Raw genomic sequence first — 18,507 nt, 5'->3', positions numbered from 1 at the left:
TGGCGCCGATGCGCAGCCGGAATCCGCCGGCGGCACGGGCGGCGGCCGCCCTGGTCTCGGTGACGAGCGCCGCGAACTCCGCGACCAGCGGCCTGGCCCGGCTCAGCACGGCCAGCCCCAGGGGGGTGGGGCGGCAGCCGGTCCGGGTGCGCACGAAGAGCGGGGCGCCGAGAGCCCGCTCGATGCGTCGCAATTGCGTGCTCAACGAGGGTTGCGACAGGCCGAGTTCCCGTGCGGCTCGGTGCAGGCTGCCGGTGTCGGCGATGGCGCAGAGAACGCGCAGATGCCTCACCTCCAGCTCCATGGAAGGAGCGTAGGGCGGCGCAGGTCACCGCACCAGATGTTCAACTTGCAATGAAAGTGGACGAGTCGGCCACCGATAACCCGGTGCTATCCCCGATTGCCATCATCCGTCGCCCCGTTGGTCTGTCCGAGACTCACTGGCAACCGATCGTTCAACCCCACAGGACGAGAAGGAGCCCCCATGGCGTCGTTCCGCAGCAGCACCGGGCCGAAGAGATCCAGGAGTCTCGTGGCCCTGGCACTCGGCCTCGGTCTGGCCTCCGCCGCGCTCGGCACCGCGAGCCCGGCGAGCGCGCACAGCACCACCGAGACCCACGCCCGCACCGCCGCCTCCGGTTATGTGGGCACCGCCGACAAGGGCGGCAGCAAGGCGTTCTTCGACGCCGTGCTGAAGTCCGTCGCCAAGAGGCAGGCCGAGCAGCCGTCCCTGAAGTCGGTCACGGTCTACTACAACGCCTCCCAGGCGCCGAGCTTCCGCTCCCAGATATCGAGCGCCGCCTCCATCTGGAACAGCTCGGTGTCGAACGTCAAGCTCCAGGCCACCTCGGGCGGTGGCGACTTCGCCTACTACGAGGGCAGCGACCCGCGCGGGTCCTACGCCTCCACCGACGGCCACGGCAGCGGCTACATCTTCCTGGACTACGCGCAGAACCAGCAGTACGACTCCATCCGGGTCGCCGCGCACGAGACCGGCCATGTACTCGGCCTGCCCGACCACTACAGCGGCCCGTGCAGCGAACTGATGTCGGGCGGCGGCCCCGGCCCGAGCTGCACCAACCGGTACCCGAACTCCACCGAGCGGGCCCGGGTCAACCAGCTGTGGGCCAACGGCCTCGCCAAGGCTCTGGCGCAGGTGGCCAAGGCGGGCTGATCCCGCGAGCGCCACAGGGCGGCGGCTCCCCCACAGCCCGGCCGCTCATCACGGTACGGACCGCGGCACCGGCCGCGGTCCGTACTCGTGTCTGTCCGCCCGTCATGTCACGCCCTCCACGTCACCCCTCCACGTCACTCCGCCACGTCACCTCTGCGCGGCACCCTCCGCCGGCGTCCCGTCCCCCGCCACCGTCCGCAGGAAGGCGCCGAGCCGGGCGACCGCCGACGGTTTGCGGGGGCTCTCCACCAGGTCGGCGTGGTCGAGGGCGACGATCCGCCGGTGCCCGATCGCGGAGACTCCGCGCAGCGGGGCGTAGGACAGCAGGAACTTCGTCTTCTGCTCGGCGCTCTGTCTCCGTAGTCGCAGGTGACGATCACGTCGGGATCGCGCTCGACGACGCCCTCCCAGCCGGCCGTGGTCCAGGAGTCCGCCACGTCGTGCATGACGTTGACGCCGCGGGAGGAGTGCGTACGGCCGTTGCGGCAGGACTCGGGGAGGATGTACGAGGGGATGCCGAGCTTGTCCAGCGCGTCGGGCGTGAAGCCGCCGTCCTGGTCCACGGCGAGCAGTCGACGGGTCGCTCGGCCCTCCGCCGGCGATCGGACTCGCGCGACAGGCCACAGGGCCGCCGCGCGCACGGAAGGCAACGTGACCTGACAACATGATCGGCTCGCCACGAGCCCGGACTCAGGCGACCGCCGGCCTGCCACCCTCCCCGCCCTCGTGATGGATCGGCGTGTCCGAACCGGTCAGCGGGACGCCCGTGCCGCCCCGCCTGGCGGCGACGATCTCCGCGGCGATCGACAGGGCGGTCTCCTCCGGCGTACGGGCGCCGAGGTCGAGGCCGATCGGTGAGCGCAGCCGGGCCAGTTCGCGTTCGGTCACGCCCTCCGACCGCAGCCGCCGGTTACGGTCCTCGTGGGTACGGCGTGAGCCCATCGCGCCGATGAACGCGACCGGCATCCGGAGCGCCACCTTCAGCAGGGGTACGTCGAACTTGGCGTCGTGCGTGAGCACGCACAGGACCGTACGCGCGTCGGTCCCGGTGCGCCGCAGGTACCGGTGCGGCCAGTCGACCACGACCTCGTCGGCGTCCGGGAAGCGGTCGCGGGTCGCGAAGACGGGGCGGGCGTCGCAGACGGTCACGTGGTAGCCGAGGAACTTGCCGGCCCGGGCCAGCGCCGACGCGAAGTCGACCGCACCGAAGACGATCATGCGTGGGGGCGGCACGTTCGACTCGACCAGCAGCGTCAGACCGCCGGGGCAGTGCGACCCGTCCGCCGAAACGCCGACCGTGCCGGTGCGGCCCGCCTCCAGCAGGGCCCGTGCCTCCCGCGCCGCCGTCCGGTCCAGGTCCGGGTGGCCGCCGAGGCCGCCCTCGGACGTGCCGTCGGGCCGGACCAGCAGGGCCCGTCCCAGGAGTTCGGCCGGGCCGCGGACGACCCGGGCGAGGGCCGCCGGCCGGCCCTCGGCGGCGGCCGACAGAGCCGAGGCGACGGCCGTCCGGGCGGGCGACCCGCCGACCACCGGCGTGATCAGCATCTCGATGGTGCCGCCGCAGGTCAGGCCCACGGCGAAGGCGTCCTCGTCGCTGTAGCCGAACCGTTCGCGGATGCTCTCTCCGGTCCGGAGCGCCTCCTGGCACAGGTCGTACACCGCGCCCTCGACGCAGCCGCCGGAGACCGAGCCGATGGCGGTGCCCTCGCGGTCGACGGCGAGGGCGGCGCCGGGGCCGCGCGGTGCGCTGCCGCCCACGGAGACCACGGTGGCGACGGCGAACTCGCGTCCCTCCTCGATCCAGTGGTGCAGTGGCGCGGCCAGGTCAAGCATCCGTCGCCCCCGTGGCGGCCGACAGGACGCGGTCCGGCCGGATGGGCAGGCTGCGGTGGCGCACACCGGTCGCGTGCCAGACCGCGTTGGCGACGGCGGCGGCGGCGCCGACGATGCCGATCTCGCCGATGCCCTTGATCCCCACGGGGTCGTCGGGGACGGTGTCGTCGATCCAGTCGGCCTCGATGCGGGGTACGTCGGCGTGGGTGGCGACGTGGTAGCCGGCGAGGTCGGCGCCGACGTGGCCACCGGAGGCGCGGTCCCGGGCGGCCTCCTCGTGCAGGGCCATGGAGATGCCCCAGATCATGCCGCCCCGGAACTGGTTGCGTGCGGTGAGCGGGTTGACGATCCGGCCGGCCGCGAAGATGCCGAGCATGCGCCGCACGCGTACCTCACCGGTGGTGACGTCCACCGCGACCTCGGCGAACTGCGCCCCGAAGGAGTGCCGTTCGGCGGGGGTGAGGGCGCCGAGGGCCTCGGTGGTGTCGGCGTGCACGGTGAGGCCGTCCTCAGGGATGTCGGCGGCGAGGGCCAGCCGTTCGCGAAGTTCACCGGCCGCGGTCTTGACGGCCCAGGACCAGGACCGGGTGCCCATGGAGCCGCCGGCGATCATCGCCGGGCCGAAGTCGCTGTCGCCGATACGCATCCGGATGCGCTCCGGGGCCACCTGGAGGGCGTCCGCGGCGACCAGGGTGAGCGCGGTACGGGCCCCGGTGCCGATGTCGGCCGCGGAGATCCGCACCGTGAAGGTGCCGTCCGGATGCGCGGTCGCCGTCGCGGTGGAGGGTGCGGCACCGGACGGGAAGGAGGCCGCCGCCGTGCCGGTGCCGAGCAGCCAGCGGCCCTCCCGGCGCAGTCCGGGCCGCCGGTCGCGGTCCGCCCAGCCGAACCGGCGGGCGCCCTCACGGAAGCAGGCGGCCAGGTTGCGGCCGGCGAACGGCAGGCCCGACACCGGGCCCGTCTCCGGTTCGTTGCGCAGGCGCAGCTCGATCGGGTCGAGCCCGCACTTCTCGGCGAGTTCGTCGAGCGCCGCCTCCAGTGCGAACGAGCCCGGTGCCTCGCCCGGGGCGCGCATGAACGTCGGGGACGGCACGTCGAGCCGTACGACGCGGTTGGCGGTGTGGTGGGCGTCGGCGTCGTACATCACCCGCGCCACTCCGGCGCTCGCCTCCACGAACTCGTACACCGTGGAGGTGCGGCTGACGGAGCGGTGCTCCAGGGCGCGCAGGCGTCCGTCGGGGTCGGCGCCGAGCCGGATCCGCTGGGTGGTGGGGCTGCGGTACCCGGCCAGGGAGAACATCTGGCGCCGGGTCAGGACGACCCGCACGGGCCGCTGCAGCAGGGTCGCGGCCATCACGGCGGCCACCTGGTGGGCGCGGACGCCCTTGCTGCCGAAGCCGCCGCCGACGTGTTCGGAGCGCACCCGTACGGAGGCCGGGTCGAGCGAGAAGAGGTTCGCGAGTTCGCCGGCGACCCAGGTGACGCCCTGGTTGGAGTCGATCACCTCCAGCCGTCCGTCGTCCCAGCGGGCGGTCGCCGCATGGGGTTCCATCGGGTTGTGGTGCTCTTCGGGGGTGGTGTACTCGGCGTCCACGACCACGGCCGAGTCCGCCAGTCGGGCGTCGAGGTCCCCCTTCTCCGTCACCGCCAGCATGTGGCCGTCCACCGGGTAGGCGTCGGGGTGCTCGCCGGTGAACTCGACCTCGTGGGGTTCCTGTTCGTAGCGCACGACGAGGGCCTCGGCGGCTTCCCTGGCCTGTTCGGAGGTCTCCGCCACGACCAGCGCCACCGGCCAGCCCATGTGCGGCACCCGGTCGTGCTGGAAGACGGCGCAGGTCGGGTCGGGCGTGCCCAGCAGTCCGTGGTAGTCGGTGACGAGGTGCGGGGCGTTGCGGTGGTCCAGGACGGCGAGGACGCCCGGCATGGCGAGCACGGGGTCGGTGTCGAGGGCGACGATGCGTCCGCGGGCGATGGTGGACACCACCAGCCAGCCGTGGGCGAGGTCGGCGAAGGGCACTTCCGCGGCGTAGCGGGCGGCTCCGGTGACCTTGTCCCGGCCCTCGACCCGGGTGTGGCCGGTGCCGACGGACGGCGCCTGCGCGGAGGTCGCCGTGGTCGTTCCGGTGGTGACGGTGGTCATCGAGCGGTCTCCTCGGCGAGTTCGGTCAGGACGGTCACCACGAGGTTGCGGATGAGGTCCACCTTGTAGCCGTTGTCCCGTAGCGGCCGGGCCGCCGCCAGTTCGGCGTCGGCCGCGGCGGTGTAGGTCTCGGCGCCGGCCGGTGCGCCGGCCAGGACCCGCTCGGCGGCAGTGGCCCGCCACGGGCGGGAGGCGACGGCCCCGAAGGCCAGGCGGGCCTCCTGGACGACGCCGTCCCGTACGTCGAGCGCGGCGGCGAGGGAGCCGATGGCGAAGGCGTAGGAGGCCCGTTCGCGCACCTTGCGGTAGCGGGAGTGGGCGGCGACCGGTGCGGGCGGCAGGGTGACGCCGGTGATCAGCGCGCCCGGCGGCAGGGCGGTCTCGCGGTGCGGGGTGTCCGCGACGGGCAGGTAGAAGTCCGCGAGCGTCAACTCCCCGGTCCCGTCCAGGGTTTGGAAGTGGACCACGGCGTCGAAGGCGGCCAGGGCGACGCCCATGTCCGAGGGGTGTACGGCCACACAGTGCTCGGAGGCGCCCAGGATCGCGTGGTTGCGGTGTTCGCCGGTGCGGGCGGGGCAACCGCTGCCGGGCACCCGCTTGTTGCAGGGACGGCTGACGTCGGTGAAGTAGCCGCAGCGTGTGCGCTGGAGCAGGTTCCCGCCGACCGTGGCCATGTTGCGCAGCTGTCCCGACGCGCCGGCGAGCACCGCCTGGGCGAGCGCCGGGTAGCGGCGCCGGACCTCGGGGTGGGCCGCCAGGTCGCCGTTGGTGACGGTGGCGCCGACGCGCAGTCCCCCCTCGGGCGTCGACTCGATCCGGTCGAGCGGGAGTTCGCGGATGTCGACGAGCCGTGCCGGCCGCTCGACACCGGTTTTCATGAGGTCGACGAGGTTGGTGCCGCCCCCGAGGAAGCGGGTGTCCGGGTCGGCGTCCAGCAATGCGACGGCTCCGGCGACGTCGTACGCCCGCCGGTAGTCGAACTCCCTCATGCCACGGCCTCCTTCGCGTCCGTTCCGAACTCGTCCGGCCGGGACTCCGCCGCGCGGGCCACCGCCTCGACGATCGAGACGTACGCACCGCAGCGGCACAGGTTGCCGCTCATCCGTTCCCGGATCTCGTCGGCGCTCAGGGCCGGCGGCCCCGCTTCTGGGCGGACGTCCTCGGTGACGGCGCTCGGCCAGCCCGCCGCGTGTTCCTCGATCATCCCGATCGCCGAGCAGATCTGGCCCGGGGTGCAGTAGCCGCACTGGTAGCCGTCCAGATCGAGGAACGCCTGCTGCACGGGGTGCAGCCGCTCGCCGTCCGCCACGCCTTCGATGGTGGTGATCTCGCGGCCCTCGGCCGCCACGGCCAGCTGCAGGCAGGCGACGGACCGACGGCCGTCGAGCAGGACCGTACAGGCCCCGCACTGTCCCTGGTCACAGCCCTTCTTGGTGCCGGTCAGGTCGAGCCGCTCGCGCAGGGCGTCGAGCAGGGTGGTGCGGTGATCGACGGGCAGTGTGTACTTCTCGCCGTTGATCTTCAAGGTGATGACACTGGACGTCGAAGGGGCCATGAGCAAGCTTCTTTCGCATTTCAGGACAGACGGAGGACCTGCAGCCGGGGTCTCGGGCGGCGGGGGGTGCGTCGTGCGGGCCTGTGGCGCGGGGGCTTGGCGAAGGTGCGGGGGGGTGCTGCGGCCGGACGGTGCAGCTGACGACTGCCGCGGGGGCGCGTCCGTCGCTATGGTGGACGTGACCGGACAGCTGTCCGCTACCTGGAAACCTAACGGACAGCTGTCCGCTTAGCAAGGGCGAGGTTTTGGCCACGCCTCGAGGAGGACGAGTGCCTCAGCAGAAGGACTCACCCCGGCGCTCGGACGCGCAGCGCAACCGCGAGCGCATCCTGGACGTGGCCCTCACCGAGCTGTCGCTCTGCGCGGACACCCCGCTGAGCGCGATCGCCAAGAAGGCCGGGGTCGGACAGGGCACCTTCTACCGCAACTTCCCCAACCGCGAGTCCCTCGTCCTGGAGATCTACCGCCACGAGATGCAGCAGGTCGCGGACAGCGCGCAGCGGCTGCTCGACACCCGGGCCCCCCACGAGGCCCTGCGCGCCTGGATGGACCGGCTGTCGGAGTTCGCCATGACCAAGGCCGGCCTGGCAGACGCGATCCGGCAGGTCACCGGCGCGCCGGGCGGCCCCGCGAAACCGTCCCCCACACCGGTGGCCCGTGCGGCGGAACTCCTGCTGCGCGCCAACGAGGAGGCCGGCACCGTACGGCCCGGCGTCACCGCGGACGACTTCCTCCTCGCCATCGCGGGCCTGTGGCAGCTCGACCCGCACGACGACTGGCGGCCACGCGCGGCCCGGCTCCTCGACCTGGTGATGGACGGACTGCGCACGGGAGCGGCCGGCGCCTGAAGCGCCGCGCGAGCCCCCTCACCCTGCGGAGGCTCGCGCCTCGGGGAAGGCTCGTCCGTCAGCACGGCCGCCGCGCGCGGCGCCGACCTCCCCCCATGGACCGGGACCGCGCGGCGCCCGCGAACGAGGTCGCGCACCCACGGCCGGATCACCTCACGGCGGCGGTGGTGCGGATGGGACGCGTGCCCACCGTAGGGCGTGGCCGGGCCGGGGGCGGGGGCTCGCGGGGCCAGGCAGGTACCCCGTCGGCCCCGCACCGGGGGCCTCCGGCGATGAGATGATCGGACGACGGACGCCGACCGCGTGAGGTGAGAGGGGCCGGACGATGGTGAGCGGTGATGCCGCCGTACTCGACGACCCGGTGGGCCGCTCCCTGCGCGGTCACCACGCCCGCTTCGCCCGTCGTCTCGGACGGGCCGCCACCTACGTGCCGGACGTCGCGACCTTCTCGGCGGTGTCCGGCGATCCCGGCCCGGCGGCCTGGGCCGACCTCGCCCGGTTGCTCGGTCCGGGTGAGTTCGCCGACATGTTCAGCTGCCCGGTGATCCCGCCGTCGGACTGGGCGCCGGTCTTCGTCCTGGAGGGCCGGCAGATGATCTGGGCCGGCGACCCCCGGCTCGGCCACCCGGGCGCCGTGAGCGGCACCGTGGTGGAGCTGGGCGCGGCCGACGTACCCGAGATGCTCGACCTGGTCGCACGGGCCCGGCCCGGCCCGTTCCGGCCGCGCACCCACGAACTCGGCACCTACCTCGGCATCCGCGACGACGGCAGGCTGGTGGCCCTGGCGGGTGAACGGCTCCGGCCTCCGGGCTGGACGGAGATCAGCTCGGTGTGCACCGCGCCGGAGGCACGAGGGCGGGGTCACGCCGCCCGTCTGGTGAGCGCCCTCGCCGCGCGCATCCTGGCCCGGGACGAGCGCCCGTTCCTGCACGTGGCCGAGGCGAACGCCCCCGCGCTGGCCCTCTACGAACGCCTCGGATTCGAGAGCCGCAAGCCCGTGACCTTCCGCGGTTTCCGCACTCCCTGAGGGGCCGGCGCGCTCCTCGGTCGGCGTTCGTCGGGCGGGGTCCTGCGCACGCTGTCCGTCACGGCCTTGGCGGGCGTCGGACCGTGCCCTCTTGCGGACTCCTCCGCGCCGGGGCTCCCGCGCCGCCGTCGCGGCGCGCTCGGCGACCCTATGCTTCTACTCGCTTGTAGAGAACGACCGGGAAGCTCCCGGTCGTTCGCACGGACGTGGAAGACATACGCACATGAAGGAGTGGACGCCTCGATGGTGTTCAAACGGCTGCTCGGCTCACTCGGTATCGGCGGCCCCTCGGTGGACACGGTCCTCGACCCCGGGCCCGCTCTGCCGGGCCACACCCTGACCGGGCAGGTGCATCTGCGGGGCGGGGAAGCCGACTTCGACATCGAGCACATCACGCTGGAGCTGGTGGCACGGGTCGAGGCCGAGCACGACGGCGGGGAGAGCGAGGGCATCGTCGTCTTCGACCGGTTCACGGTCGGCGGCGGCTTCCGGCTCGTGGCGGGCGAGCAGCGCGGCGTCCCGTTCAGTGTGACGCTGCCCTGGGAGACCCCGATCACCGAACTGCACGGACAGCCGCTGGGCATCGTGCTCGGCGTGCGCACCGAGCTGGGCGTGGCCGGCGCCAGGGACAAGGGTGACCTGGACCAGTTGTCCGTCGGGCCGCTGCCCGCCCAAGAGGCGGTCCTGGAAGCCCTGGGCCGGCTCGGCTTCGGTTTCCGGTCAGCCGATCTGGAGTACGGCCGCATCGGGGGTACGGGCCAGCAACTGCCCTTCTACCAGGAGGTCGAGCTGACACCGGCGCCGCAGTACGCGCACCAGGTCAATGAGATCGAGCTGACGTTCCTCGCCTCCCCCGCCGGTCTGGAGGTCGTCCTGGAGGCCGACAAGCGTGCCGGCCTCTTCTCCTCCGGCCACGACGCGCTGACCCGGTTCACCGTCGGCCACCACGAAGCACGGGACTGGAGCGCCGAAGTCGACGGCTGGATCCGGCAGTTGGTCGAACACCGGGCCGCATACGGCTCTCACGCCGCGTACGGGCACGGCGATCCGTACGCCGGCGGCCACGGGTATCACGACCCCCACGAGCAGCACGAGCAGCACCGCTCCGGACCGGGCATCGGCACGGCGGTCGCCGCCGGCGCGGCGGGGCTGGCGGTCGGTGTCGTGGGCGGCATGGTGGCGGCCGAGGTCGTGGACGAGATCGGCGACTTCTTCGAAGGGGACGAGGAAGACGGGGGAGACGAGGGAGACGAGGGCTGATGCCGGCGAGCGGACGGTGCGTCAGGAACCGATCGTCTTCAGGAAGTGATCAGCGTCCTCGCTGTCGGCCAGCCGTCCCAGGTTGAGCCACGAACCGTCCGCGAAGCGCAGGTGGAAGTGGCGCCGGCCCGGCTCCCGTTGGATCCGGGCCTCGCCGTGCGCGTACTCCGCGACGAGGTCGAAGTCATCGGCCTTGGTCGGTGACAGACGCCGTCCGCGCGAGGCGGCGAGGCAGATGCGGTCGGGGGTGAGCAACAGCAGGCGCCTGAGGTTGGGCGACTGCCCGTACCAGCGCAGCAGCAGCCGGCCGGCGGTGAGGTCCCAGTCGCCGTCGAAGACGTCGTCGGACGGCTCCGACCGGCGCCGGCGATCGCCGTCGGCACGCTGTGCCGTCGGGTCACGGTCGCGCCGGCCGCGCGACTGCCGGGATGCGGGTACGGCCAGCAACTCGTCGAGCTTGTCGATGAGGAACCACGGGATGACGATCACCGCCGCCAGCACCAGACCGACGTAGTAGAGCCAGTGCCGTCCCGGCTTCAGCCGCTTCTTGCCCGCCGCCCGGTGGACGTCCTTGGGCGGCCGTGGGATCTCCTTGCGCAGTCCGCACCACACGAGGGCCGACGGCTCCTCGCCCAGGATTTCACGTGCCCGCCGGTGCACCTTCCGTGTCGCCATGAACAAGATCATAGGAGTCGCAGGCCCCATGGCCGGGGCCGGGTCGGGGCGTCACCGGCCGGGTGCTCCGCCGGTGGACGTCCACGGGCCCCGGACGCGTCATGTCGTGCCGAACCATGCCTCCGCCAGCGACGGCAGTGTCGCGCCGTCCGGTACGTGGAGTTCCCGCATGTACCAGGGCAGGTCGCTGTACACGTGCAGCAGGGTGTACGCGAGCAGGTGCGACGGGTCGAAGGTGTGGCCGTACGCCTCGCTCAGGCGGGTCATGAGGCGGGCGTCGCCGCGGGTGACGAACAGGCCGACAGCGACGAAGTCGTAGGCACGGTTCCCGATTACGGCCGGTTCGAAGTCGAAGAACCCGGTCAGGCGCCACCCGCCGGGGTCGACCAGGAAGTGCTGCCGCATCACCTCGGTGTGCAGCAGCGAGCGGTGGGGGTCGCGCGGCAGCGGGACGGAGGCGAGGAAGTCCGGGATCCGTTCCAGCCACACGGGCGGCAGTCCGCGGTCCCGTTGCTGCTCCACGGCACCGGCACGACGGCGGTCCAGGAAGGCGCGCCAGTCCCGGGGGCCGACGACGTCGGCGAGGGGGCCGGCGTCGAGGGAGTGCAGCACCGCCAGGGTCTCACCGATCTCGGTGACGAACCGTTCGCGGTGGCCGCGTGGTGCGCGGTCCCAGGCGCGGGCCAGGTTCTCGCCGGGGAGCCGGGACATCAGGACGTACTGCCAGCCGTTCTCGTACGGGCCGAAGTCGCGCACCCGCGGTGTCGGTACGGGCAGCCGTCCGTCGAGGTGGGTGAGGACGGCGCCCTCCGTGACGCCGTCCTGGGCGGCGGTGCCGGGGAACAGCTTGAGGACGTGCTCGTCACCCACCGCGTAGACCGGCTGGGTCCCGTCCGGGAAACGGGTCAGTGGTGCGCCGGCCAGGCCGAGACGTGCGCAGAGGTCCTCCACGCCGGGACGCAGGACCGTCTCGTCGGGGACGACCGCGTCCCACTGTTCGTCTGTTTCCACCGGCGGCAGCATGTCCGGGAACCTAGGCCACCGGCCGCCCGCGGACAACGCAATTTGCCGGCCGGGGGCTGTCGGTCAGCAGGTGCGGCCCGTGTAGTGGGCGCCCTGGATCTTGTTGGCGGAACCCAGCCAGGTCCGGCCCGGTGCCACGCACCGCTCGTAGTCGGGCGCCAGCGCCACCTCCACCTTGATCACCACGTGGGAGCCGTCCGAGGTGCAGTGGTTGTAGTAGGCGTCGGAGCCGGTCTCGTAGAAGCCGCACGGATCGGCGGCCGCCGGGGTCGCGGTGGCCGTTCCGGCGCCGAGGAGGCCGAACGCGAGGGCGAGGGAACCGAGGGTACTGGTCAGCAGGCGACGTGCGTGCACGGCGAACTCCTCAAGTGGAGGCGGGAGAGGGGAAACGGTGCCGTCGGCCGCGGCGGGACCGCCGGACCGGGCACGGGCCCATGGTCACGGACCGCGGTCGCCGGATCCCCCCTCCGCCCGGCTGTTTCACCCGCCGAATCATTTCCTCGTTACGCCATCCGTGGGCAGGCGGTTGCGGCCGGCCCCGGGACGAGTACTCCCGTCCCTTCGCCGTCGAGCGCGTCCAGGATCATCCACGATCTCGCCGGAAGCGCGCATTCCGTCCAGATGCTGAGGGCGCTCTCCCCGACCAGCTCTCTTCCACGCCGAAGGAGACATGAACGTGGAAACGCACGCCCCCATGCAGTCCCCTCACAACCCGGACACCGCCCTGCGCGACGGCGTCCGGCGGGTGACCGTCGTCGGCGCCGGTTTCTCCGGCACGCTCACCGCCATACGGCTGCTCCACTTCGCGGACACGCCACTGGAGATATGTCTGATCGAACGGGAGGAGGGCTACCGCTACGGCGGCATCGCCTTCGGCCAGGCCTCCACCAACTGGGCGCACATGCTCAACATCCAGGCCGGCCGGATCACGCTGCGCCGGGAGCGCCCGGAGGACTTCCTGGAGTGGGCCAACGAGGAGGCGGACCGCTCCGGTTGGCCGCGCGAGTGGCAGTACCACACCTTCGGCGTGGCCTGTGTCGTGCCGCGGCGGATCTTCTGGCAGTACCTGGCCGAGCGGCTGCGCGGCGCGGTCGCCGACGCGCACGCGGACGTGACGCTGCGGGAGCTGACCGGTGAGGTCTTCGACGTGCGCGCGCAGGATGGCGGTTACGTCGTCAGGTACGCCGACGCCGGCCCGCAGGGCGCCGTGCACGAGCTGCCCTCGGACCAGGTGGTCCTGGCGACCGGGCACCTCTCCCCGGTGCAGGCGCCGTTCTACCACCGCGTCAGGGACTCCGACCGCTTCATCGCCGACCCCTACGCCCCCGGCGCCCAGGAGCGTTTCCAGGCGGTCGGTCCCGAGGAGACCGTTCTCGTCACGGGCTCCGCCCTGTCGGCGTTCGACACGGTGATCTCGCTCGTGCACGCCGGGCACCGCGGCCGGATCCTGATCTGCTCGCGGGGCGGCCACCTGCACGGCACCTACCCCGTGGACCACGAGCACGACATCTGGCAGACCCGCCGCCCGCCCTTCCTCGACGCCGAGCGGCTCACCCCCGAGGTGGTCGTGGAGGGCATCAAGGCGGAGTACGCGCACCTGCGCGAGGAGCACGGGATCGAACCGGGCAGCGCGCTCGACGCCGTCTTCCCCGAGCGGGTGATGAAGGCGTGGGAGCCGTACGTCGTCGAGCTGGTCTCGCGGATGGAAGCGCGCGATGTGCGGATGCTGCTGGACCGGTACAAGAGCCTGATCGTCACCTCCCGCACCAGCACCGTGCGGGAGATCGGCGGTGTGGTGCGCAGCCGGATGCGCGGCTTCAACGGCGCGCCGAAGACCGTCGAGGTGCTGGCCGCCCGCATCCAGGACATGCGGCCGGTGGAGGACGGCACGAGGATCCGGGTGGTCTTCGCCGACCAGCCGGACGTCGTCGTGGACCGGGTCGTCAACTGCCTGGGCAACAACACCGACTACGAGCACCCCGGCCACCCCCTGTGGCAGGGCCTGGTCCACGGGTACGGGTACGCCCGGCCGCAGACCAGGACCCACCGCGGTGTCGAGGTCGGCACGCACGGCCAGCTCGTCACGGCCGACGGCACGATCGCGCCGGGCCTCTTCGGTGTCGGCCCGATGCGCCAGGGCGACGAGACCACCCGGCGCGGCCGTCTCGGCGCGTTCGTGTTCAGTATCGGCACCCTGCGCAACCAGTGCTTCGACACGGCGATGGAGGTGCTGCGCCGGCTGAGGTCCGCGAGCGACGAGGAGCAGATGGACATTCCCGACGGCATCCACCACTGCCTGATCCGCAGCAGCGACTGGATCGCCGCCGACCTGCTCACCGAGGAACCGGACGCGGCCCGGCTGCGCGAGCGTCTGCTCGCCCACGCCCGCGAGAGCGCCTACCCCAACGCCGTCAGCCACCTCCAGGCCCAGGACCGTACCGAGCGCGCCAAGTACCGACGGATCCTGGACGACGACCTGGCCGAGTTCGCTGCCGCCCTGGCCCGAGAGTTCGGCCTTACCGCCCAGCAGGCCCGGCGGACCGTCTCCCTGCTCGCCACGCTGGTGGAGAAGCACGCGGTGCACACCCTGTGCGACATCACCAGGCTGGCCGGCTGGGACTCCGGCTACGCCGAGCAGGTCCGGTACGCCCCGAAGAAGGGCGAGTGATGACCGAGCAGTCCCGGCAGGAGCTGCTGAGCCGGCTGTTCCTGGTCCGGCACGGCGAGTCGACCTGCAACTCCGTGCACCGCATCGCCGGACAGCGCGACGCGCCCCTGACGTTCCTCGGCCGCATCCAGGCCGAGAAGGTGGCCCAGGGCCACCGCGGCCGGCGTTTCGACCGCGTCTACGTCTCCCCGCTCGCCCGCGCCCACGAGACCGCCGGCCTCATCTTCGACCTGGAGGACCAGGTGCCCGGTGCCCCGGAGGTCGTGGTCGACGAGCGGCTGATGGAACGGGACTTCGGCAGCTACACGCTGGAGAGCAAGTCCATCCTCCAGCGCCGGCACGGCATCGCCGAGTACGAGCGGGCCATGAACGCCGACAGCCCCACCATGCACGGCGGGGAGACGTTCGCACAGTTCCGGGACCGCGTCCGCGCCTTCTACGAGCGGGAGTTGCTGCCCGCTCTGCGGCGCGGTGAGGTCGTCTGCGTGGTCTCGCACAAGTACGTGGTCGAGCTGATCTGCCGGTTCCTCCTGGACCGGCCGGCCGACGAGTCGTACGACCTGCGGCTGCCCAACTCCCAGATGCTGCGGGGCGACCGCATCCAAGGCTACGTCAAGAACGAGAACAAGACCCTGAACATGGTCTACGACTGGATCGTCGTCAACCATCCCGTGGTCTTCTGCGCCGGTCTGGCCGTCGGACTGCTGGCCAACCTGGCCGGAGTGCGCCTGTCGGCGTCCCCGTACCTGCTGCTCACGCTCCTGGTGCTGGCCAGTGTCATCACCATGTGCCGTATCGAGCTGGAGAACGCCCGGGGTTTCGTCACCGATCCGGGAACGCTCAGGTCCGTCGCCCTGCGCTATCTGGCCCTGCCCCTGGTCCTCGCGGCGGTCCTGCGCTTCGCGGACGTCGGCGGCGAGAGTACGGCGGCCATCGCGGCGGTGTTCCTCGCCACACCCAGTTCGGTGGTGGCGATGACCGTCAGCCGCTGTCTCGGCGGGATGATCATGCCGGCGTTCGCGCAGGTGCTGCTCTCGTCACTGGCCGCCACCGTCTCCCTCTCCACGGTCCTGGCGCTGACCCTGCGCGAGGACGTCGGCCCGGCCGTGGCGATCACCACCGCCACCTCCACGGGCGTCGTCACGGCGGCCTACCTCGTGGTGCGGAGGCTGCGGGAGCGCTCGCCGATCCGCACGGCCAAGTACGGTGAGCGCAACGGCTATGTGGCGGTCCTCCTGCTCACCGGGTTCATCGTGCTGGTGTGCCTGAAGCTCGACCTCGACGGCTTCTCCCGCTACGCTCCGACGGCCGCGTGCGTCGCCGTCGGGCTGCGGCTGGCGGCCGCGCTGCTCAAGCGGCGCCGGCACGTGCACACGCTGGACGACTACACCGCCATGACGTACCCGAACGTGTTCGCCGTCGTCATCATCGCCGCTTTCACCGGGCACACGGCGCTGGAGCAGGTGGCCATCTGGACCCTGCTGCCGATGTTCGTCCTGTCCTTCTTCGACAGCTGGTACGCCCGGTTCCTCGTCGTCGCCCCCGACGACCCGCGCTGGCCCGGTGTCCTCGGCCTCCCGGAGCACACCCCGGCCCGCGGACGTGCCGTCCCCGCCCCCTCGGTGTCCCCGGACGCCGCCTCCCGCCTGCCGACCAGGAGTTGACCTTGACCGCGCGACCAGCTTCCCTGATACCCCGGCCGTTGCTGTTCTGGTCCGGCGTCGCCGTGACCTCGGCCGGTGTCGTCGAACACCTGTGGATGTTCGCCGAGTCCGCGTCCATAGACTTCAACATGGCCATGATGGACATGTCGGGGACGATGTGGGCCGCGATGGCCGCCATCGTCGTCGGCGTGGTGATGGCCGGGTTCGCGGTGGTGCAGCCGGCCGGAACCGCTCCCGCCGTCTCCCCCGCTCCGGCGCGGACGGCCCCGGCGAGCCGGTACCGGCTCATCGCCATCCTGAGTTTCGCGCTGCTGGTGGACCAGATGAAGCCGGCCACCCTGGCGTTCATCTCCCCCGGTATGCGCGCCGAGTTCCACCTCAGCGCCGCCGAGATCTCGTGGCTGCCCACGGTGGCGCTGACCGGCACGGTCCTCGGCTCCCTCGTCTGGGGGCGCGCGGCGGACCGGATCGGACGCCGGGCCACCATCCTCATCTCCTCCCTGCTCTTCCTCGGCACGACGGTCTGCGGCGCCATGCCGAGTTTCAGCGGCAACCTCGTCATGTGCGCCCTGATGGGCATGGCGGCCGGCGGCATGCTGCCCGTCGTGTACGCCCTGATGACCGAGAGCCTGCCGCCCGGCCGTCGTGCGGCCATCATGGTGCTCCAGGCCGGCCTCACCACCACCGGCGGCTACATGGCCGCCTCCGGGCTGGCCGCCGTCCTCATCCCGCTGGCCGGCTGGCGGGTGCTGTGGTTCGCCCAGCTCCCGTTGGTCGTGGTCCTGATCGCGCTGAACCGGTGGATCCCGGAGTCGGCCGCCTTCGCCGCCCGGCAGACGCGGCGCGCACCCATCCCGGCGTCCACCCTGTTCAAGCGTCCGCAGACGGCCAAGACGCTGGTGGTGAGCGCCTACGCGCTGGCCTGGGGCATGGTCTACTGGGGTTTCATCACCTTCCTGCCCAGCCAGCTGGAGTCCTCCGGCGGGCACGGCATGTCCGCCGCCACCCTCCTGTTCGTCTCCTCCCTGCTGTCCATCCCCACCTGCGCGGTGGCCGCCTGGCTGTACATGCGCTGGTCGGCCCGGGGCACCATGGTCGTCTACGCGGCCCTCACCGTCGGCGCCCTCCTCGCTCTGGCCGTCGTCGGCATGGACGGCAGCCGGCCCGTGCTGCTGACCGCCGTGATGCTGCTGTTCGCCGGGACCGCCGGTGTCATCGCGCTCATCGGCCCGTACACGGCCGAGATCTACCCGCTGGCCATCCGGGGCACCGCAGGCGGATGGGCGGCGGCCGTCGGGAAGTCCGGCGGGGCCTTCGGGCCGCCCCTGATCGCGCTGGTGCTCTCGGCGCCGGGCGGCATGCGCACCGCCGCGGTGTTCGTGGCGCTTCCCATGGCCCTGGCGGGAATCGCGGTGGCCGTCCGCGGCAGCGATCCGCAGGCAGCCGTCCAGCCGGCCGGGGACGCCACCGCGCTCGACGCCGAACTGGACGACCTGGTGCACGGCCGGCCCGTGCCCGCCGTGGGCACGCCCGCGACCGGCCAGGGAGGTACGGCGGCATGACCGGGGACGTCAACGGCGTCGCCCTCGCGGTCTTCGCCCTCTTCTTCCTGGCGGTCACGGTCATGGGCTTCCTGGCCGCCCGCTGGCGCCGGACCGGCAGCGGCCACAGCCTGGACGAATGGGGGCTGGGCGGCCGGTCGTTCGGCACCTGGATCACCTGGTTCCTGCTCGGCGGCGACGTCTACACGGCGTACACCTTCGTCGCCGTACCCGCCGCGATCTACGCGGCGGGCGCGTCCGGCTTCTTCGCGGTGCCGTACACGATCCTGGTGTACCCGCTGATCTTCACCTTCCTGCCCCGTCTGTGGTCGGTCTCGCACCGGCACGGGTACGTCACCACCGCCGACTTCGTGCGCGGCCGGTTCGGCTCCCGGGGGCTGTCGCTGGCGGTGGCGTTCACCGGCATCCTCGCGACCATGCCGTACATCGCGCTCCAACTGGTCGGCATCCAGGCGGTGCTGGACGTGATGGGCGTCGGTGGCGGCGAGAACACCCACTGGTTCGTGAAGGACCTGCCGCTGCTGATCGCCTTCGGTGTGCTGGCCGCGTACACGTACTCGTCCGGCCTGCGGGCGCCCGCGATGATCGCGTTCGTCAAGGACACCCTGGTCTACGTCGTGATCACCGTGGCGATCGTCTACATTCCGATCAGGCTGGGCGGGTTCGACGAGGTCTTCGCGAAGGCGGGCGAGAAGTTCACGAGCACGGGGGCCGGCGGGCTCGTCACGGCACCTGGGGGGCAGTGGACGTACGCGACGCTGGCACTGGGTTCCGCCATGGCGATGTTCATGTACCCGCACTCCGTCACGGCGACCCTGTCGTCCAGGAGCCGTGAGGTGATCCGGCGCAGTACGACGGTCATGCCGCTGTACACGCTGATGCTGGGGCTGCTGGCGCTGCTGGGCTTCATGGCGATCGCGGCCGGGGTGAAGGTCGCCAACGGGCAGCTCGCCATCCCGCAGCTGTTCGAGGACATGTTCCCGGACTGGTTCGCGGGCGTCGCCTTCGCCGCCATCGGCATCGGCGCCCTCGTCCCGGCCGCCATCATGTCCATCGCCGCGGCCAACCTCTTCACCCG

At 72.1% G+C, this 18,507-nt stretch carries 16 protein-coding genes and 1 pseudogene; 8 read left to right on the top strand and 9 right to left on the bottom strand.

The genetic code is table 11. The features are described from left to right. Window positions 1-304: LysR family transcriptional regulator (locus tag ACZ7N4_RS38575; protein ID WP_471368567.1), on the bottom strand; the 304-nt coding region annotated here is incomplete at its 3' end. A 180-nt stretch (window positions 305-484) separates the two neighbouring features. On the opposite strand from ACZ7N4_RS38575, the gene snpA reads away from it, so the two are divergent. Continuing rightward, a complete protein-coding gene (gene snpA, locus ACZ7N4_RS38570; protein ID WP_471368565.1) occupies window positions 485-1,174 on the top strand; it encodes a snapalysin in 690 nt (229 codons plus the stop codon). 147 nt (window positions 1,175-1,321) lie between these two features. Here snpA and ACZ7N4_RS38565 read toward each other — a convergent pair. From ACZ7N4_RS38565 to ACZ7N4_RS38545, 5 genes and pseudogenes are all read right to left on the bottom strand, one after another. Then, window positions 1,322-1,731 (bottom strand): annotated as a pseudogene (locus ACZ7N4_RS38565) (TroA family protein); the annotation flags it as partial. A gap of 133 nt (window positions 1,732-1,864) precedes the next feature. Continuing rightward, on the bottom strand, window positions 1,865-3,007 hold the full coding sequence (locus tag ACZ7N4_RS38560) for an XdhC family protein (RefSeq protein WP_471368561.1): 1,143 nt from the start codon (window positions 3,005-3,007) through the stop codon (window positions 1,865-1,867). Then, window positions 3,000-5,147, bottom strand: a complete 2,148-nt coding sequence (locus ACZ7N4_RS38555; protein ID WP_471368558.1) for a xanthine dehydrogenase family protein molybdopterin-binding subunit — start codon at window positions 5,145-5,147, stop codon at window positions 3,000-3,002. The genes ACZ7N4_RS38560 and ACZ7N4_RS38555 overlap by 8 nt, the downstream gene beginning before the upstream one ends. After that, the gene (locus ACZ7N4_RS38550) at window positions 5,144-6,136 is read right to left on the bottom strand and encodes an FAD binding domain-containing protein (protein ID WP_471368555.1); all 993 of its coding nucleotides are present in this window, start codon (window positions 6,134-6,136) and stop codon (window positions 5,144-5,146) included. Before ACZ7N4_RS38550 ends, ACZ7N4_RS38555 begins: the two co-directional genes overlap by 4 nt. After that, the gene (locus ACZ7N4_RS38545) at window positions 6,133-6,702 is read right to left on the bottom strand and encodes a (2Fe-2S)-binding protein (RefSeq protein ID WP_471368554.1); all 570 of its coding nucleotides are present in this window, start codon (window positions 6,700-6,702) and stop codon (window positions 6,133-6,135) included. The genes ACZ7N4_RS38550 and ACZ7N4_RS38545 overlap by 4 nt, the downstream gene beginning before the upstream one ends. A 269-nt stretch (window positions 6,703-6,971) precedes the next feature. On the opposite strand from ACZ7N4_RS38545, the gene ACZ7N4_RS38540 reads away from it, so the two are divergent. The 3 genes from ACZ7N4_RS38540 to ACZ7N4_RS38530 all read left to right on the top strand — a co-directional run bounded on the left by ACZ7N4_RS38540 (window position 6,972) and on the right by ACZ7N4_RS38530 (window position 9,837). Further along, on the top strand, window positions 6,972-7,550 hold the full coding sequence (locus ACZ7N4_RS38540; RefSeq protein ID WP_471368551.1) for a TetR/AcrR family transcriptional regulator: 579 nt from the start codon (window positions 6,972-6,974) through the stop codon (window positions 7,548-7,550). A 325-nt stretch (window positions 7,551-7,875) separates the two neighbouring features. After that, window positions 7,876-8,577, top strand: a complete 702-nt coding sequence (locus tag ACZ7N4_RS38535) for a GNAT family N-acetyltransferase (RefSeq protein ID WP_471368548.1) — start codon at window positions 7,876-7,878, stop codon at window positions 8,575-8,577. 243 nt (window positions 8,578-8,820) lie between these two features. Then, window positions 8,821-9,837 carry a sporulation protein gene (locus ACZ7N4_RS38530; RefSeq protein ID WP_471368546.1) on the top strand — a complete coding sequence of 339 codons (1,017 nt, stop codon included), beginning with the start codon at window positions 8,821-8,823 and terminating at the stop codon, window positions 9,835-9,837. Between the two features lie 21 nt (window positions 9,838-9,858). On the opposite strand, the gene ACZ7N4_RS38525 is transcribed toward ACZ7N4_RS38530, so the two are convergent. From ACZ7N4_RS38525 to ACZ7N4_RS38515, 3 genes are all read right to left on the bottom strand, one after another. Beyond that, window positions 9,859-10,512 (bottom strand): hypothetical protein, encoded by a 654-nt coding sequence (locus ACZ7N4_RS38525; RefSeq protein ID WP_471368544.1) that lies wholly within the window; start codon window positions 10,510-10,512, stop codon window positions 9,859-9,861. 99 nt (window positions 10,513-10,611) lie between these two features. Next, the gene (locus tag ACZ7N4_RS38520) at window positions 10,612-11,535 is read right to left on the bottom strand and encodes an aminoglycoside phosphotransferase family protein (protein ID WP_471368542.1); all 924 of its coding nucleotides are present in this window, start codon (window positions 11,533-11,535) and stop codon (window positions 10,612-10,614) included. A 63-nt stretch (window positions 11,536-11,598) separates the two neighbouring features. Continuing rightward, window positions 11,599-11,889, bottom strand: a complete 291-nt coding sequence (locus tag ACZ7N4_RS38515; RefSeq protein WP_471368539.1) for a DUF6355 family natural product biosynthesis protein — start codon at window positions 11,887-11,889, stop codon at window positions 11,599-11,601. Between the two features lie 316 nt (window positions 11,890-12,205). Between ACZ7N4_RS38515 and ACZ7N4_RS38510 the strand changes: the two genes are divergently transcribed. The 4 genes from ACZ7N4_RS38510 to ACZ7N4_RS38495 form a co-directional block, all read left to right on the top strand. Then, window positions 12,206-14,203 (top strand): FAD/NAD(P)-binding protein, encoded by a 1,998-nt coding sequence (locus tag ACZ7N4_RS38510; RefSeq protein WP_471368537.1) that lies wholly within the window; start codon window positions 12,206-12,208, stop codon window positions 14,201-14,203. After that, entirely contained in the window at window positions 14,203-15,867 is a 1,665-nt protein-coding gene (locus ACZ7N4_RS38505; protein WP_471368532.1) for a histidine phosphatase family protein, read from the top strand. The genes ACZ7N4_RS38510 and ACZ7N4_RS38505 overlap by 1 nt, the downstream gene beginning before the upstream one ends. 2 nt (window positions 15,868-15,869) lie before the next feature. Beyond that, window positions 15,870-17,429: an MFS transporter gene (locus tag ACZ7N4_RS38500; protein ID WP_471368529.1), complete on the top strand. Its 1,560-nt coding sequence runs from the start codon at window positions 15,870-15,872 to the stop codon at window positions 17,427-17,429. After that, a partial coding sequence (locus tag ACZ7N4_RS38495) for a sodium:solute symporter family protein (protein ID WP_471368527.1) occupies window positions 17,426-18,507 on the top strand: 1,082 nt, incomplete at its 3' end. The genes ACZ7N4_RS38500 and ACZ7N4_RS38495, both read left to right, overlap by 4 nt.

The organism is Streptomyces sp. NPDC107654, from assembly GCF_055639035.1.
The sequence above is the reverse complement of the archived record's forward strand: the minus strand, read 5'-3'. Positions and strand labels throughout refer to the sequence as shown.

Excerpts from the sequence above, each read along its gene's own strand:
- ACZ7N4_RS38530 (WP_471368546.1), top strand. The coding sequence starts at position 8,821 with ATGGTGTTCAAACGGCTGCTCGGCTCACTCGGTATCGGCGGCCCCTCG.
- ACZ7N4_RS38550 (WP_471368555.1), bottom strand. The coding sequence starts at position 6,136 with ATGAGGGAGTTCGACTACCGGCGGGCGTACGACGTCGCCGGAGCCGTC.
- ACZ7N4_RS38520 (WP_471368542.1), bottom strand. The coding sequence starts at position 11,535 with ATGCTGCCGCCGGTGGAAACAGACGAACAGTGGGACGCGGTCGTCCCC.
- ACZ7N4_RS38545 (WP_471368554.1), bottom strand. The coding sequence starts at position 6,702 with ATGGCCCCTTCGACGTCCAGTGTCATCACCTTGAAGATCAACGGCGAG.
- ACZ7N4_RS38525 (WP_471368544.1), bottom strand. The coding sequence starts at position 10,512 with ATGGCGACACGGAAGGTGCACCGGCGGGCACGTGAAATCCTGGGCGAG.
- ACZ7N4_RS38555 (WP_471368558.1), bottom strand. The coding sequence starts at position 5,147 with ATGACCACCGTCACCACCGGAACGACCACGGCGACCTCCGCGCAGGCG.
- ACZ7N4_RS38560 (WP_471368561.1), bottom strand. The coding sequence starts at position 3,007 with ATGCTTGACCTGGCCGCGCCACTGCACCACTGGATCGAGGAGGGACGC.
- ACZ7N4_RS38510 (WP_471368537.1), top strand. The coding sequence starts at position 12,206 with ATGAACGTGGAAACGCACGCCCCCATGCAGTCCCCTCACAACCCGGAC.
- ACZ7N4_RS38505 (WP_471368532.1), top strand. The coding sequence starts at position 14,203 with ATGACCGAGCAGTCCCGGCAGGAGCTGCTGAGCCGGCTGTTCCTGGTC.
- ACZ7N4_RS38535 (WP_471368548.1), top strand. The coding sequence starts at position 7,876 with ATGGTGAGCGGTGATGCCGCCGTACTCGACGACCCGGTGGGCCGCTCC.
- snpA (WP_471368565.1), top strand. The coding sequence starts at position 485 with ATGGCGTCGTTCCGCAGCAGCACCGGGCCGAAGAGATCCAGGAGTCTC.